The 14484-nt window shown below is 73.1% G+C and carries 14 protein-coding genes and 1 pseudogene; 10 read left to right on the top strand and 5 right to left on the bottom strand.

Features of this window, described 5'->3' with window-relative positions; all coding sequences use genetic code 11:
* Nucleotides 1–789 (bottom strand): annotated as a pseudogene (locus LCD35_RS28455) (hypothetical protein); the annotation flags it as partial.
* A 102-nt stretch (nucleotides 790–891) separates the two neighbouring features.
* The gene (locus tag LCD35_RS28450) at nucleotides 892–1296 is read right to left on the bottom strand and encodes a DUF5318 domain-containing protein (protein WP_224957087.1); all 405 of its coding nucleotides are present in this window, start codon (nucleotides 1294–1296) and stop codon (nucleotides 892–894) included.
* Nucleotides 1297–2080: 784 nt separating this feature from the next.
* Here LCD35_RS28450 and LCD35_RS28445 point away from each other — a divergent pair.
* Entirely contained in the window at nucleotides 2081–3178 is a 1098-nt protein-coding gene (locus tag LCD35_RS28445) for an inositol-3-phosphate synthase (protein ID WP_224957086.1), read from the top strand.
* 38 nt (nucleotides 3179–3216) lie between these two features.
* Here the strand turns inward: LCD35_RS28445 and LCD35_RS28440 are convergent, their stop codons facing one another.
* Nucleotides 3217–4065, bottom strand: coding sequence for a diguanylate cyclase domain-containing protein (locus tag LCD35_RS28440; protein WP_224957085.1), 849 nt, complete (start codon nucleotides 4063–4065; stop codon nucleotides 3217–3219).
* Nucleotides 4066–4399: 334 nt separating this feature from the next.
* Here LCD35_RS28440 and LCD35_RS28435 point away from each other — a divergent pair, with 334 nt between their 5' ends.
* The 3 genes from LCD35_RS28435 (at nucleotide 4400) to LCD35_RS28425 (ending at nucleotide 6895) form a co-directional block, all read left to right on the top strand.
* A complete protein-coding gene (locus tag LCD35_RS28435) occupies nucleotides 4400–5713 on the top strand; it encodes a glycosyltransferase 87 family protein (RefSeq protein WP_225045226.1) in 1314 nt (437 codons plus the stop codon).
* 97 nt (nucleotides 5714–5810) lie between these two features.
* Nucleotides 5811–6167 (top strand): hypothetical protein, encoded by a 357-nt coding sequence (locus tag LCD35_RS28430; protein WP_225045225.1) that lies wholly within the window; start codon nucleotides 5811–5813, stop codon nucleotides 6165–6167.
* On the top strand, nucleotides 6167–6895 hold the full coding sequence (locus LCD35_RS28425) for a hypothetical protein (protein ID WP_225045224.1): 729 nt from the start codon (nucleotides 6167–6169) through the stop codon (nucleotides 6893–6895). Before LCD35_RS28430 ends, LCD35_RS28425 begins: the two co-directional genes overlap by 1 nt.
* 286 nt (nucleotides 6896–7181) lie before the next feature.
* Here the strand turns inward: LCD35_RS28425 and LCD35_RS28420 are convergent, their stop codons facing one another.
* On the bottom strand, nucleotides 7182–8354 hold the full coding sequence (locus tag LCD35_RS28420; protein ID WP_224968423.1) for a hypothetical protein: 1173 nt from the start codon (nucleotides 8352–8354) through the stop codon (nucleotides 7182–7184).
* 206 nt (nucleotides 8355–8560) lie between these two features.
* Between LCD35_RS28420 and LCD35_RS28415 the strand changes: the two genes are divergently transcribed.
* The gene (locus LCD35_RS28415; RefSeq protein ID WP_224957080.1) at nucleotides 8561–9823 is read left to right on the top strand and encodes an AI-2E family transporter; all 1263 of its coding nucleotides are present in this window, start codon (nucleotides 8561–8563) and stop codon (nucleotides 9821–9823) included.
* A gap of 123 nt (nucleotides 9824–9946) precedes the next feature.
* Here LCD35_RS28415 and LCD35_RS28410 read toward each other — a convergent pair whose 3' ends face one another.
* Nucleotides 9947–11143: a diguanylate cyclase gene (locus LCD35_RS28410; protein ID WP_224957078.1), complete on the bottom strand. Its 1197-nt coding sequence runs from the start codon at nucleotides 11141–11143 to the stop codon at nucleotides 9947–9949.
* A 278-nt stretch (nucleotides 11144–11421) separates the two neighbouring features.
* Between LCD35_RS28410 and macS the strand changes: the two genes are divergently transcribed.
* From macS to LCD35_RS28385, 5 genes are all read left to right on the top strand, one after another.
* Nucleotides 11422–12705 carry a MacS family sensor histidine kinase gene (macS, locus tag LCD35_RS28405; protein ID WP_224978363.1) on the top strand — a complete coding sequence of 428 codons (1284 nt, stop codon included), beginning with the start codon at nucleotides 11422–11424 and terminating at the stop codon, nucleotides 12703–12705.
* Nucleotides 12702–13382, top strand: coding sequence for a response regulator transcription factor (locus tag LCD35_RS28400; protein WP_224957075.1), 681 nt, complete (start codon nucleotides 12702–12704; stop codon nucleotides 13380–13382). The genes macS and LCD35_RS28400 overlap by 4 nt, the downstream gene beginning before the upstream one ends.
* 288 nt (nucleotides 13383–13670) lie before the next feature.
* Nucleotides 13671–13850, top strand: coding sequence for a hypothetical protein (locus LCD35_RS28395; RefSeq protein WP_224957074.1), 180 nt, complete (start codon nucleotides 13671–13673; stop codon nucleotides 13848–13850).
* A gap of 47 nt (nucleotides 13851–13897) precedes the next feature.
* Complete coding sequence (locus tag LCD35_RS28390; RefSeq protein ID WP_224957073.1) at nucleotides 13898–14137, top strand: hypothetical protein; 240 nt, start codon at nucleotides 13898–13900, stop codon at nucleotides 14135–14137.
* Nucleotides 14138–14216: 79 nt separating this feature from the next.
* Nucleotides 14217–14381 (top strand): hypothetical protein, encoded by a 165-nt coding sequence (locus tag LCD35_RS28385; RefSeq protein ID WP_224957072.1) that lies wholly within the window; start codon nucleotides 14217–14219, stop codon nucleotides 14379–14381.
* Nucleotides 14382–14484 lie beyond the last annotated feature (103 nt).

Genomic DNA, 14484 nt, shown 5'->3' with positions numbered 1-14484 from the left:
CGGCGGGGGCACCTGGCGGGTGGGCTGCTGGCCGGGACGCTGCGGCGGCCTGAACTGCTGGGTGCTCTGCTCGTCCGGAGTCGCGGGGGCGCCCTGCTGCGCGGCTCCCTGTTGGCCCGGTCCCTGCTGGCCGGGGCCGGGCTGGCGCTGGGTGCGCTGGTCCGCCGCGGGCGGCGGTGCCTGGGTGAACGAGGTCGGCAGGTCGAGCTTGCGACCGCCGCCGGAGTCGGCGGCGCGCTTCCCGGTCGGGGCGTCGTCCTCGTCGTCGAACGACGGGACCCACGCACCGGTCTTCTCGGAGGGCGCCTCGGCGTCCTGGTCCGCGCCGCGCGGCTGCTGGCCGTCGCCCGGCCAGTTCGGCTGGTCGCCGCCCTGCCGCGGACGACCCGGCGGCTGCTGCTGGCGCGTCCCCTCCCCGGGCCACGGTCCCGCACCCTGACCCGGTCCGGGCGGCGGCCCGGCGGCGCGCTGCTGCCCTGGACCCTGCTGGCCGGGACCCTGCTGGCCCGGGTTCTGCGGCGGCGGGTTCGGCGGGGCGCCCGGCGGCGGACCCGGCGGGCGCTGCTGCGCACCGGGTCGCTGCCCGGCGGGCGGCTGGTTCGCGGGGTTCGGCGGTCCGGCAGGCCGACCACCCGGCGGGGTGCCGCCCGGAGGCGGGGGGCCCTGCGGACGCGGACCCTGCTGCCGGGACGAGGGGGGCGTGGCCCGGTCGTCGGGGGAACCGGGATTGCGACCTTCGGGCTGCCGGGAGTGGCGGCCACGAGCTGGGTCGTCACGCTCGTCGTTCACGAGTTGGCCTCCAGGACAGGCGTCGTGCGACGCCAGGTGATGCATTCACGTCGGGGTGACCCCGCTTCGCGCGGGGCGGTGCTGCTCGTTCTCACGACCGGTTCACTCGGCCGCAGTCTTGCGCCGGGGGCGGCGGTTGTTCAAGTCACCGGTCCCGAGGACGTACGACTGCACCAGGTGGTTCCAACTGCACGTCCGACAGACTTCGACGACGTGCACGGTGAATTCCGCGAACAAGGCCGCCAACCGTTCCAGCTCATCGGGACCGCGAGCCGATCCCGATGCGTGCTTGAGTTCCTCGCCGAAGATCCACGAGACCAGCGTGAGCGGCTCCTTCCGGCACACCGGGCAGGTCACTTCGCTGGGCTCGCCGTGGTACTTCGCCGCCCGCAACAGGTACGGGTTCGCGTCGCAGACCTCCATCACCCCGACTCGGCCAGAGTGGACCTGCGCGAGCAGCGACCTGCGCTGCAACGCGTAATCCACCACTTGCCGTTGGGTCCGCACGAGGAACAGGGTACGTGTCCGATGCCGGTGCTCCATGCGCCGTTAGGGGCAGCGACCGCTTCCGTCGCGTGACCTGCGGTGTCGTGAGCAGCGCGGTTGGTCTCGACCTGCGAGGACCGGGGAAGCGCCGAAGATATACTCCTTTCTCGGGCAAGTACGGCTGGGGACGGCTCGAGCGCGGGAGGTGCGGATGCGCGAACTCGCCATGCCCGGCTTCCCGCAGCGCACCCGGTGCACCGGGCCCGAACTGCGGCGACTCCCCTCCGGCGACCGAGGTGGCCGGGGATCTCGCTGCGGGATGTTCTACCGGACGGCCGCCGCGCGCCCGCACCCCGGGTTGATCTTGAAACCCGGAGGCGCCGATGGTCCCGGTACCGGACGGGCCGCTCGTCCCCCGCTCGCCGGACCGCACCGCCGGAAGGTGATCGGTCCCACGGAGGCCGATCGGACGATTCGGGCGCCGCGCGGCGGATCCGCCCGATCCGCGGGAACAGCGCGGCCTCCCCGGCGGTTGTCGGGGAGGGCACCGGTGCGCGTTCCGGGAGTCGCGGGTGGCGGGAACCCGCGGCGACCGATCGGCACCGGTCGTCGGCTTGCCCAGGCGGGGGCCGCCCCCCCCCCCCCCCCACGACCCGCGCGCATCGTCCGCGCGACGGGCCACTTCCAGACCACGGCCCGGCCGGGCCTGATCCGGCCGATCCGGCTGCTCGCGCGACCCCGGGACCTCCGGGGCACCGGCGAGCGGGGAGAAGGACAACACATGACCTACAAGGAGGACCCTGCCATGAGCACAGACCGCCGCGAGGGCGCGGTTCGAGTGGCGATCGCCGGCGTGGGCAACTGCGCGGCATCGCTGGTGCAGGGCGTCCAGTACTACGCCGACGCCGACCCGGACACCCGGGTCCCCGGCCTGATGCACGTCCAGTTCGGCGAGTACCACGTGCGCGACGTGCAGTTCGTGGCCGCGTTCGACGTGGACGCCAAGAAGGTCGGCAGGGATCTCTCCGAGGCCATCGTGGCCAGCGAGAACAACACCATCAAGATCGCCGACGTCCCGCCGCTGGGCGTTCCCGTGCAGCGGGGCCGCACCCTCGACGGGCTCGGCCGCTTCTACCGCGAGACGATCGAGGAGTCCGACGAGGCGCCGGTCGACGTGGCGCAGGCGCTGCGCGACGCCGAGGTCGACGTGCTGGTCTCCTACCTGCCGGTGGGCTCCGACGACGCGGGCAAGTTCTACGCGCAGGCCGCGCTCGACGCCGGGGTGGCGTTCGTGAACGCGCTGCCCGTGTTCATCGCCTCCGACCCGGAGTGGGCCGCGAAGTTCACCGAGGCCGGCGTGCCGATCGTCGGCGACGACATCAAGTCGCAGGTCGGCGCCACCATCACGCACCGCGTGCTGACGAAGCTGTTCGAGGACCGCGGCGTGCACGTGGACCGCACGATGCAGCTCAACGTCGGCGGCAACATGGACTTCCTGAACATGAAGGAGCTCGAGCGGCTCGAGTCGAAGAAGAAGTCCAAGACCCAGTCGGTGACCTCGCAGGTCCAGCGCGACCTGGGCAAGCGCAACGTGCACATCGGCCCCTCGGACTACGTGCCGTGGCTGGACGACCGCAAGTGGGCCTACATCCGGCTGGAGGGGCGCGCGTTCGGTGACGTGCCGCTGAACCTGGAGTACAAGCTGGAGGTGTGGGACTCGCCGAACTCGGCGGGGATCATCATCGACGCGCTGCGCGCCGCCAAGATCGCGAAGGACCGCGGCATCGGCGGACCGATCCTGTCCGCGTCCTCGTACTTCATGAAGTCGCCGCCGGAGCAGTACTCGGACTCGGAGGCCTACCAGGCCGTCGAGGACTTCATCTCGGGCGACGTCGAACGCTGATGCGCCGTGCCCCCCCCGCCGCGGCCCGGCGGGGACGTTCAGCGCTGGAGCTGCTGCTCGGCGCGGGAGAGCACCGCGTGCGCGGTGGCGTTGCCGTTGGTGGTCACCCAGGAGACCCGCAGGTTCGGCCGGACCCGGGTGGGGCCGATCCGCATCGGCCAGCTGGCCATCCGGCGGGCCTGCTGGGCGATGGCCTCGCCGTTGCCGTTGGGGTGGTCGGCGACCAGCGCGAACTCGTCGCCACCGTACCGGGCGACGGTGTGCTCGTCGGACATGCCCTGCCGCAGCCGGCCCGCGAGGGTGCCGAGCAGCTCGTCGCCCCGGGCGAAGCCGTGCTCGGTGTTGAACGCGGCCAGCCGGTGCACGTCGAGCAGGACCAGCGTGGTGAGCATGCCGCGGGTGCGGGCGCGCACCAGGGACTGCTCCAGGCGGTCCAGCAGCAGCGCCCGGCCCGGGAGCCCGGTGAGCGGGTCGAGCAGGCCGCGGCTGTGCCCGACGTCGGTCTGCACGGCCTGCAGCAGGATCAGCACCCGGCGCTTCCCCTGCGCGCGCACCGCGTGGTAGTCCGCCCACAGCCGGGTGGGGTGGCCACCGCGCTCGACGACCATCGGGGTGGACAGCGGCGAGCCGGCGCGCAGCACCTGTCCGGCGAGCTCGGACCAGTCCGGCATCGCGGCACCGGTGTCGTCGCGCACCTTCCAGCCGCTGGGTCGCGCACCGGTGAGCAGATCGGACTTCGTCAGCTGCATGAGGTCCGCGGCGACGTCGTTGGTGGCGAGCACCTGGCCGCGCTCGTCCGTGAGCAGCACGCCCACGGTCAGTCCGGTGATCAGTTCGTCCCAGATCGGCGGCAGCTGGGATGGCGCGGTCACGTCGAGGACACTCATTCGGCCCCTCCTCCCCACCAAACGGAGCAGTCCATTGGACTCTCCTCTGCGGAGAGGCCTGAATTCAAGAGCATCACTACCACCCGTAATGGTGGTATTTACCGAGCGCGAATGACGCTGCGTCAGCAACTACCCGGGTCAAGCCCGAAGCGCCACCCGATGCGGGAAACGAGACGTCCATAAGGCGGATGATCTTCGACTGCGGTGCGCCCTCCGAGCCGCTCCGGTTCCGCCGGGCTCCGGCCCGATCAGCGCCTGCCTCTACGCTGGGTCCCGGCCGCCTGAGATCGGCGGCACCCCCGCATCGATGACCAGGACGGTGACCCTCGTGGCGGTGAGCGGACCGGATGACGCGGCGCGACGACCCTTCGGCGAGGTGATGCGCGACCTCGCCAGGGAGAACCGCAGGCTGCTGATCGCCATCGGCGTCGCCGAACTGCTCGCCGTGCTGCTGGTCTCCACGATCAGCCCGCACGACCACATCGACGGCGAGGTCTACCGGCTCGGCGCCCGCGCCTGGCTCCAGGGCAAGGACATGTACGGCCCGCTGCCCGCGACCGAGTCCGGGCTGAAGCTGCCGTTCATCTACCCGCCGTTCGCGGCGATCCTGTTCGCGCCGCTCGGGCTGGTCTCCAAGATGGCGGCCGTGTCGATCATCATGCTGGTGTCGCACCTGGCGCTGCTGGTGACGCTGTACCTGGTGCTCAGCGCCTCCACCTTCCTGCGCGGGCAGCGGGACCGGGTCGTGCTGTGGACCGGCGTGGTGCTGCCGCTGGCGACGCTGTCCGAACCGGTGCTGGAGACGCTGACCTACGCGCAGATCAACCTGGTGCTGATGGCGCTGGTCGCGGTGGACTGCCTGTGGCGCACCGGGCCGGGGCAGAAGGTGCCGTACCCGCGCGGGCTGCTGATCGGCATCGCCGCCGGGATCAAGCTCACCCCGGCCGCGTTCCTGCTGTTCTTCCTGCTGCGCAAGGACTTCAAGCCGATCGCGATGGCGGCGCTCGGCTTCGCCGGGACCGCCCTCATCGGACTCGTGCTCGCCTTCGAAGGCACGAAGAAGTACTGGACGCAGGAGGTGATGGCCACCGGCAACGTGTCCTTCGGCCCCACCTTCACCGGCAACGCCTCGGTGTACGCGGGCAACCAGTCGCTGCGCTCGGCGCTGACGAAGCTCGGCGTCGGGAACGTGACGATGGTGCTCGTCGTGGTGACGCTGCTGGTGCTGGCGCTGGCCGTCGCGGGCATGCTGCACGCGCTGCGGCAGCGGGACCTGCCGATGGCGGTGACGCTCAACGGACTGCTGTCGCTGCTGATCTCGCCGATCTCCTGGTCGCACCACTGGGTGTGGGCGATCCCGGCGGTGGTGCTGCTGGCGGGAGCCGCGGTGCGCCGCTCCGACTGGGGGCTGCTGATGATCGCCGGGCTGGCGGCGTCGCTGTGCACGCTCGGACCGATGTGGAAGGTGCCGCAGGGCAAGGGCCGGGAACTGCACTGGAACCCGCTGGAGCACCTCGTCGGCAACGCGTACGTGTACCTGGGGCTGGCGCTGCTGGCCTACTACGCCTACGGCTTGTGGCGCTCCCACCGGCTCGGGAGGCGGACCGCGGAACCCGACGAACCGCAGATCTCCTCCACCCCCGCCTGACCTGCCCGCGCGCGGCTGGGCCGCGAGGCCCGGGATCGGGATGGTGTGCCCCTGCGCCGCGTTGATCGACGGGGGCGCGCCGAGGGCCGGCAGCTCGATGCCCACCGGTTCGGCGGCCCGCGGCTCCGGCGGCAGCGGGCTGGCCAGGATCCGGTCCCGCTCCGGGGTGGTCGCGTCCAGCTCGTCGAGCACGTCCACCCGCACCGGCACGTCCTCCGGGGTCGCGCTGAACCGGGGGACCGCGGCCAGGAACGACACGGTCGGCCGGTCGTCGGCCCGCGGGCCGAGCTCGCCCAGCGCCTCGGTGAGCCTGCCCGCGGTGGGGCCGGTGAGCTGCCCGCCGCCGAACGCGGTCAGCTCGCCGCCGAGCGGCATCGGGACCTGCACCGGTTCGCCGTCGCGCGCCAGCACGAGCGGCCCGGACAGCGCCGGCGGCACCTGCGGGTGGTCCTGATGCTCGCCGGGCACCTGCAGCGCCACCTGCTCGGAGCGGGCGGCGGGCACGTGCGGGGCCTCGGCCAGGGCGACCACGAGCAGCGAGGGCGGGACCTCGTGCAGCCGGACGTCCGGGCCGGGCAGCTCACCGGAGGTGAGGTCGACGTCGGCCGAGTCGAGCAGTCCGGCACCGAGAGCCGCGGGCGCCGCCCGCTCCGCCCCGTCCCCGCCGAGCGCGCCGCCCCACAGGGCGACGATGCCGTCCTCGGGGTCCACCGTCGCCGGGTCGACCAGCGGGATGATCAGCTCGCCGGTCACCTCCGGCACCTTCGCCTCGGCCGGGTGGCCGTGGCCGCCGCGGACGATGTCGCCGATCGGACCCGCCCAGCTCAGCGAGCGGTGGAAGCCTTCGGCCGGGGTGCGCACCTCGGCGCCGCGGCGGAGGCTGTGCCGCCCGTCGCCCGGTGCGGGCCGCGCGGTCGCCGGATCGCCGACCCAGCCCGCGAGCTGCATGTCCGGCCGTGCGGGGTCCAGGTCGCGCAGGACCGGGATCTCCTGCGTCATGTCGTGCTCGACGGCGGGGAGCAGGTCGCGCACCGGGTCGATCTTCCCGGTCAGCACCAGCGCCCGGTAGCGGCCGGTGTCGGCGTTCCGGTGCGCCGCGAACGAGTGCGCCAGCTGCGGCCGGGCGTCGTCGGCGTCGAACGCGGGCGGCACGGAACCTCCCCGTTCCGGATCGGCTGGTGACCTGTCGTACCGGGTGCCCAGGCTGCCGTGGTCCCCGTCTCCGGACGGGCCGGTGCCTTCGGCCGCGGCCATCGTGGTTCCCACGGCCAGCACACCACCGGTGACCAGCGCGGCACGCACGCCGCGCTTCGCCCAAGTCTGCATGCGGTCTCCTTCGGATATTTCCCCGTTCGGGCGGGGAAAGCAATGGTTTCGAGAGGTGCCGTCATCGGACGTTGACCACAGTCCGGCGGCGTTGGGACGAGTGCGCTTCGGAGCGCGGCGAGCGGATCGCCGCGGCGCTCGCTCAGTCCGGGGTGGTGCCGGGGGACGGCGCGGAGGTGCCGTTGAGCGCGGAGTCGGCGGTCCGGCCGGCCGAGCGCAGCGCGGTGAGGCCGGCCGCGGCGGCGGGCAGCGGCCGGGTCATGCCGACGCCGCCGTTCCCGCCGCTGCCGTCGGAGGTGTGCCCGGCGGTGCCGGTGGCGGGCGGCGTGGTGACGGCCTTGCCCGGCGACCACGGTGCGCGGTGGCCGGGCGCGGCGGGCGCGGCGGCCACCTCGCTCGTGCCGTGCGCGGTGAACACCGCGGAACCGGTGGCGGGCGCCGCCGCGGGGTTCGCGGGTGCGGGCAGCGCCCCGGCCGTCGGAGCCGGCGGGTCCGGGAGCCGCGGCTCGGCAGGCGCCGGCCCGGGAGCCGGCAGCGGCGCGGGAGGTGCGGACGGCGCGGGAGCGCCCGGGCTGACGCCGTGCCACAGCGGGGCGGTGAGCTTGCCGAGCCCGTCGGCGACCGGCCGGGTCAACCCCTCCAGCGGTGCGGGCCGGTCGGCCCCGGGTTCCGGGACGAGCGCGCCGCGCACCGGGCGCAGCAGCGATCCCGCGCCGTGCAGCGCGGTCGACACCGGCTCCGCCTCCGCCACGCGGCCGACGAGGTGCTGCGGTGCGAGGTCGGCGAGGGAGAACTGGCCGGGATCGGTGGCGGGGTCCGGCGCGTCCACTTCGGACTCGTCAGGTCGCGGCGCGGCGTCCGGCTCGCTCGCGGCGTCCGGCTCGCTCGCGGGTTCCGCGGCGCGGGCCAGCGGTTCGGCGATGTGGTGCACGACGGTGCCCACCTGGCGGACCGGCCTCGGCAGGTCGTCCGCGCGCTCCGGCGGGTCGGTGCGGTGTTCCGGTGCGGCGGCGCGGTGTTCCGGTGCCGCGGTGCGGTGTTCCGGTGCCGCGGCGGGGTCGGCGGGCAGGTCGGGCACGAGGTCGGCGACGCGGTCCGATGTGGACTCGTGGGCGCCTCCGGACGCCGCGGGCAGGTCGACCAGCGCGGGGTCCGCACCGGCGTTCCCGGCGAACCAGCCGACCGAACTCCCCGCGGCCGCCGCTCCGGCGACGACCAGCGTGCGGGCCAGCAGCCGCCATCCGCGGCCACCGCCTGCTGTTCGGAGGCTGTCCGACATCTGCTGGTCCGGTTCCACTTTCCGTCGGGGCTGCATGTCCGCTAGCGACCCTCCGTTCGACCGGCGCGGTTGCGCCGTTCGGCGGCTTGATCGACGTGCACTGCCGACGGGCACTCTGTCAGCAGGCGGAGCGCGGACCTAGCGATCTCGCCCAACACCCCCGGATCGGGTGACAAATCCGCTCGGCGCCCGGATTGCGCCGACCGCACCGAGAACGACCTCGTCGCGGCTACGGTGGCGTGGTGAGCAACGCGAAGATCGCACCACCGGATGATGCCGCCGCCCACGTGCCGCGGGTACTGCGAGTCACGGCGGCCGTGTGCTGGCGCCTGCTGGTCGTGCTCGGCATGTTGTACGTGCTGAGCCTGGCGTTGGGCAGGCTCTACGTCGTGGTCATCCCGGTGGCCATCGCACTGCTGCTGGCGGCGCTGCTCGCCCCGGCGGTGTCCTGGCTGGCGCGGCGGAAGGTGCCGCGGGCGATCGCGACGGCGGTGGTGCTCGTCGGCGGGCTGGCGCTGGTCGGCGGCGTGCTGACCTTCGTGATCAACGCGTTCATCAACGGCTTCCCCGAGCTGCAGCGGGAGATCCTGCGCAGCCTCGGGCAGATCCGGGGCTGGTTGCTGCAGGGGCCGCTGCACCTGCGCGAGGAGCAGATCGACGAGTACCTGGGGCAGGCCGCCCGCTGGTTGCAGGAGAACCAGGCGGCGCTGACCAGCGGTGCGCTGTCCACGGCGTCCACGTTCGGCAACTTCCTCACCGGCCTGGTGCTGGCGCTGTTCACGCTGATCTTCTTCTTGCACGACGGCCGCCGGGTGTGGCTGTTCCTGATCGGCCTGGTGCCCTCGCACGTGCGGGGCCGGGTGGACGTGGCCGGGATCCGCGGGTTCGCCTCGCTGGTCGGGTACGTGCGGGCGACGGCGCTGGTGGCGGTCGCCGACGCGGTCGGCATCGGCATCGGGTTGACGCTCATCGGGGTGCCGCTGGCGCTGCCGCTGTCGGCGCTGGTGTTCCTCGGCGGGTTCGTGCCGATCGTCGGCGCGGTGGCCTCCGGTTCGGTGGCGGTGCTGGTGGCGCTGGTGACCAGCGGCTGGGTGAACGCGCTGCTGGTGGTGCTGGTCGTGCTGCTGGTCCAGCAGGTGGAGGGCCACATCCTGCAGCCGCTGCTGCTGGGCCGCGCGGTGCAGGTGCACGCGCTGGCCGTGGTGCTGGCGATCAGCGCGGGCGTGGTGCTCGGCGGGATCGTCGGCGCGCTGCTGGCGGTTCCGGTGGTGGCGGTGCTGAATTCGGCGATCCGCTCGCTGACGGCAGGCGAGGACGAGTCGACGCCGGTGGAGGCGACGGATCCGCACGAGGCCGAACCACCGGCTCCGGATTCCGCGGCCGACGGCGCGGAGCGGGACGACGCCGGTGAGTCCGGTGCGGAACGCCGTTCCGACGGCGGGTCCGGGAAATCCTCGGCCGGTGGTCCCGCGGATTCGGCTGGTCCCGATTCCGATTCCCGCTGATCGGGAGCGAACGATCGAAAATCGAAACGAGTCCGGGCCGGAAAGGGGTGCATCCCGCCGGCCCGGACCCGTTCCGGAGGACCGCCCCGAAATCCGCTCGCGAATGGTGCGCGAAAGCCGAGATCAGGCGAACGTCACCGCATTCCGCCCCGACGATTTCGCCGTCAGCAGCGCCGCATCCGCGGCCACCAGCAGATCGGGCAGCTCGTAGCCGAACCGTGCGGTGGTCGATACCCCGACGCTCACCGTCACGCCGGTCAGCTCGCGCGGCCGCCCCATGGTGTCCCGGGTCGGCACCGACAACGCGGCCACCGACAACCGGATCCGCTCGGCCACCGCGTGCGCCACCTCCGGGCACGCGTGCGGGAGCAGCACCACGAACTCCTCCCCGCCGAACCGGCCCACCAAGTCCTCCTTGCGCACGCTGTCCCGCAGCATCACCGCGACCGCCGCCAGCACCGCGTCCCCCGCGAGGTGCCCCACCTCGTCGTTGACCCGCTTGAAGTGGTCCAGGTCGAGCAGCAGCAGCGCGGCACCGCGGTCCCGCGCGCACGCCCGCCGCAGCTCCATCCGCGCCATCCGGTCCCAGTGCAGCGCGTTCGCCAACCCGGTCTTGCCGTCGCGCTGCGCCGACCGCCGCCAGTGCGGCAGCTGCCCCGCCAGGTCCAGCAGCGCCAGCATCGGCGCGCCCAGCACCGCGACCTCCGGCTCGCGCAGCACCGCCATCCCCAGCACACCGCCGAAGCAGGCCGCCACGATGCCCAGCAGCACGTCGATCGGCTCGCCCACCACGTCCTCGCGCGGCGCCCCCGGGTCGCGCAGCCGCAGCCCGATCCCCACCAGCAGCGCCCGCACCGCCAGCAGCGTCGTCCCCGCGAGCACGATCAACGCCGGATCCCACCGGGGGTCCTCCCAGCCGATGACCCAGCGGGCCGCGAACACCGCCAACGTCGTGGAGGCGGTGACGAACAGCCAGCGGTGCGGATCGGGCCGCGCCTCCAGCACCCCGTGCAGCGCCGGGCCGAGCAGCAGCAGCACCAGCAGGTTCGGCGGCAGCACGAGCCCACCGGCCGCCAGGTAGGCGATGTGCACGGTCCACGGGTCCCGGCGCACGCCGCTGCGCAGGTGGATGGTCACCGAGGTCGCGATGATGACGGCGGCCGCGGTGCCGCCGAGCATGCCGAACCGGAACCACTCGGTGCGCGTCGGCGGCGAGTTCAGCAGCACCACCGGGAGGACCAGGCCGATGGCGGCGGCCTGGGTGAGCAGCACGTGGATCAGTGCGGGTGCCCGGAGCCGCCACAAGGGCCACGGCGCCATGATTCCTCACGTCTCTTCCTCGCCCGGACGGGCGAGCGGTCATTGATCCGATCGACTTTTCCGGAAACGCGCGAATGGCGGTGCCCCACTGCAGCCAAGTACCGGATCGGTTACTACTCCCGAGCCTGGCACAACTAGATCAACCGTGGAAACCCGGCTCTCAGGTCCATTCGGGTAGATCCGCTCGGTGATGACAAACACCGAGCGTGTTCACCGATCGTCGGCTCACGCAACTCGATCGGTACGGCAGGATGGTCGATCGGGAGGGAACAGCCGTGATGTCGAAGAACACCGCGCCGCAAGGCGTCCGGGTGGCCGATGGGCGCTCGCCGTTGTGGCGCGCGCACAACTTCTTCCGCTCCGTAGGACTCGGGTACGCGGTGCTGTGGTTCGCGATCCAGTTCCCCGCCTACCAGCGCCCGGCCCTCGCGGTCGTCGAGATCCTCGTCATGATCGGCTGGACCGTGTTCACCGTGTGGCGGTTCCGGCGGCGGGAGGGCCGGACGAACGCGCTGGTGCTCGCGGACCAGGTGCTGATCTCGGTGCTGTTCCTCGGCAACGAGCTGATCATGACCGAAGAGCAGATGCGGCAACTGGCGCCGTCGGTCATCACCATGTGGCAGCCGTCGATGGTGACGCTGGCCGGCGTGCAGTGGGGCTGGATCGGCGGCGGGATCTCCGGCGCGGTCTCCGCCCTGATCAACTTCGCGATCCGGGACGTCTACGCGCCGCTGATGTTCCAGGACGCGGTGCTGCTGATCGGGGCGGGCCTGCTGTTCGGGCTGGCCGCGGACACCGCCCGCCGCTCCACCGAGCGGCTCAGCCAGGCGCTGCGCGCCGAGGCCGCGACCGCCGAGCGGGAACGGCTCGCCCGCTCCATCCACGACAGCGTGCTGCAGGTGCTGGCGCGGGTGCGCAACCGCGGCGTCGAGCTCGGCGGGGAGGCCGCCGAACTCGCCCGGCTCGCCGGGGAGCAGGAGATCGCGCTCCGCTCGCTGGTCGCCACCGCTCCGCCCGAGCACGACGCGGAGGGCGAGGTGGACCTCGTCGCCCGGCTCCAGGTGCTGCGCACCGGCAAGGTGCAGGTGTCCGTCCCCGCCACCGACGTGCGGCTGCCCGAGCCGATGGGCTCCGACGTGCTGCTGATCGTGCGGGAGGCGCTGGAGAACGTGGACCGGCACGCGGGCCCGGATGCCCGCGCTTGGGTCTTGCTCGAAGAGCTGCCGGACGAGATCGTGATCAGCGTCCGGGACGACGGCCCGGGCATCGCCGCGGGCAGGCTGGCCGAAGCCGCCGCGGAAGGCCGGATGGGCGTGGCCCAGTCCATCCGCGGCCGCGTCCGGCACCTGGGCGGCACGATCTCCCTGGACACCACCCCGGGAGAAGGCACCGAGTGGGAGATCCGGTTACCGCATCCGCACCCGGCCCCGGCGGGGGCGGGCGGACGCGCGAGATCGGTGGCCGAGAAGATGTTCCCCCGGCGGACGGCGCCCGCCGCGGACCCGGACCGATCGGACGACCGGGATGCCGACCCGGCACCGCGCGGAGGAGGAGAAGGATGACCGAGCCGCACGTGTCGGTGATGGTGGTCGACGACCACCCGATGTGGCGCGACGGGGTTTCGCGAGATCTCGCCGAACGCGGCTTCGAGATCCGCGCGACCAGCGGGGACGCGGTGTCCGCGCTGCGGATCGCGCGCACCGTGCGCCCGGACGTGGTCCTGATGGACCTGAACCTCGGCGACACCTCCGGCGTCGACGCGTCCCGGCAGATCACCCAGGAGATCCCCGGGACCCGGGTGCTGGTGCTGTCCGCGAGCGGGGAGCACAGCGACGTGCTGGAGGCGGTGAAGGCGGGCGCCTCCGGCTACCTGGTCAAGTCCGCCTCGGTGGACGAGCTGGTCGACGCCGTGCGCCGCACCGCGGCCGGGGACGCCGTGTTCACCGCCGGCCTGGCCGGGCTGGTGCTGGGCGAGTACCGGCGGATGGCGGTGTCACCGGGCGCCGAATCGCAGGCCCCGCAGCTCACCGACCGGGAGACCGAGGTGCTGCGGCAGGTGGCGAAGGGGCTCACCGCGCGGCAGATCGCGAACAAGCTGGTCATCTCGCACCGCACCGTGGAGAACCACGTGCAGTCCACGCTGCGCAAGCTGCAGCTGCACAACCGGGTCGAGCTGGCCCGCTACGCCATCGAGCACGGCCTCGACGCCGACGGCGAAGCGGGCGCCGCGCCGAGCTGACGCCGCGCGGGAGCCCCCACCCGCAAGATCCGCCCCGATTCACCCGACCCGGCGACCACATCGGTCGCCGGGTCGTTCCGCGTCCGGCCCCGGGGCGCCCTTCCCCCTGCGCAACGGGCGGTTTCACCCCAGGTGACGGGCCGGGCCCCACCGGTCGCCCACGCGAGTGCCCGGCGCGCACCGTGACGGGCGGGTGACGGGTCGGTGACGCCGGGTCTGGCGTACTTCCGGCCAGCGGCGCAAGAGGCCGCGGTTCGAAAGTTCGTCAACTCGATGAGGAGTACGACCGTGAACGTTTTCGAGATCTCCGAGCTGGAACTGTCCGCCGAGCTGCTGCCGACGCGCGAGGCCCTCGGTTCGTTCAACTTCGCCGACCTGTACGCGACCAACACCGCGGTCGCCATCAGCGGCGAGGGCGACGCCGTCGCGATCGCGAACCAGGACATCGACCTCGGCCAGGAAGGCTGATCCAGCCACCTGACCCGGTCCTCCTGCGGACCGCCCTGGTGACCCCGATGGGGGATATCGGGGTCACCTCCCGCGGCGACGCCGCCGCGGCCGTCTTCCACTCATCTCTACATCTGGAGCACATCGTGAACTTCGAGACCTGTGCGGAGCTGCTGCCCGCTCGCGAGGCCCTGGGCAGCCTGAACTGGGCCGACGTCTACGCCACCAACACCGCGGTCGCCATCAGCGGCGAGTGCAACGCCGTGGCGCTCGCCAACCAGGACATCGACCTCGGCCAGAAGGACTGACCTGTCCTGACCGAGTTCCCGGTCGCGCGCCGGGGAAAACCGTCGGCGCGCGGCCGGGCACCACCTAGGAGGAGAAGACATGAACGAACTGGAGCTGGCCGGGCAGTCGGCCGAGCTGCTGCCCCGCCGCGAGGCCACCAGCCTCGTCGACGTCACCACGGTCGTGCCGGTGAACGTCGGCGTCGCGGTCAGCCTCGGCGGCGACGCCGCGGCGATCGTCGGCCAGTACACGAACGTGGAGTAAAAGCGGATATCGGACGTGCCGGGGGGGGGGGGGGGGGGGGGGGGGGGGGGGGGGGGGGGGCCGCGGGGGGGGGGGGGGGGGCGCCCCCCCCCGGCCCCCCGGG

It is taken from the genome of Saccharopolyspora sp. 6V, from assembly GCF_020176785.1.
Taxonomy (GTDB): domain Bacteria; phylum Actinomycetota; class Actinomycetes; order Mycobacteriales; family Pseudonocardiaceae; genus Saccharopolyspora_C; species Saccharopolyspora_C gregorii.
The sequence above is the reverse complement of the archived record's forward strand: the minus strand, read 5'-3'. Positions and strand labels throughout refer to the sequence as shown.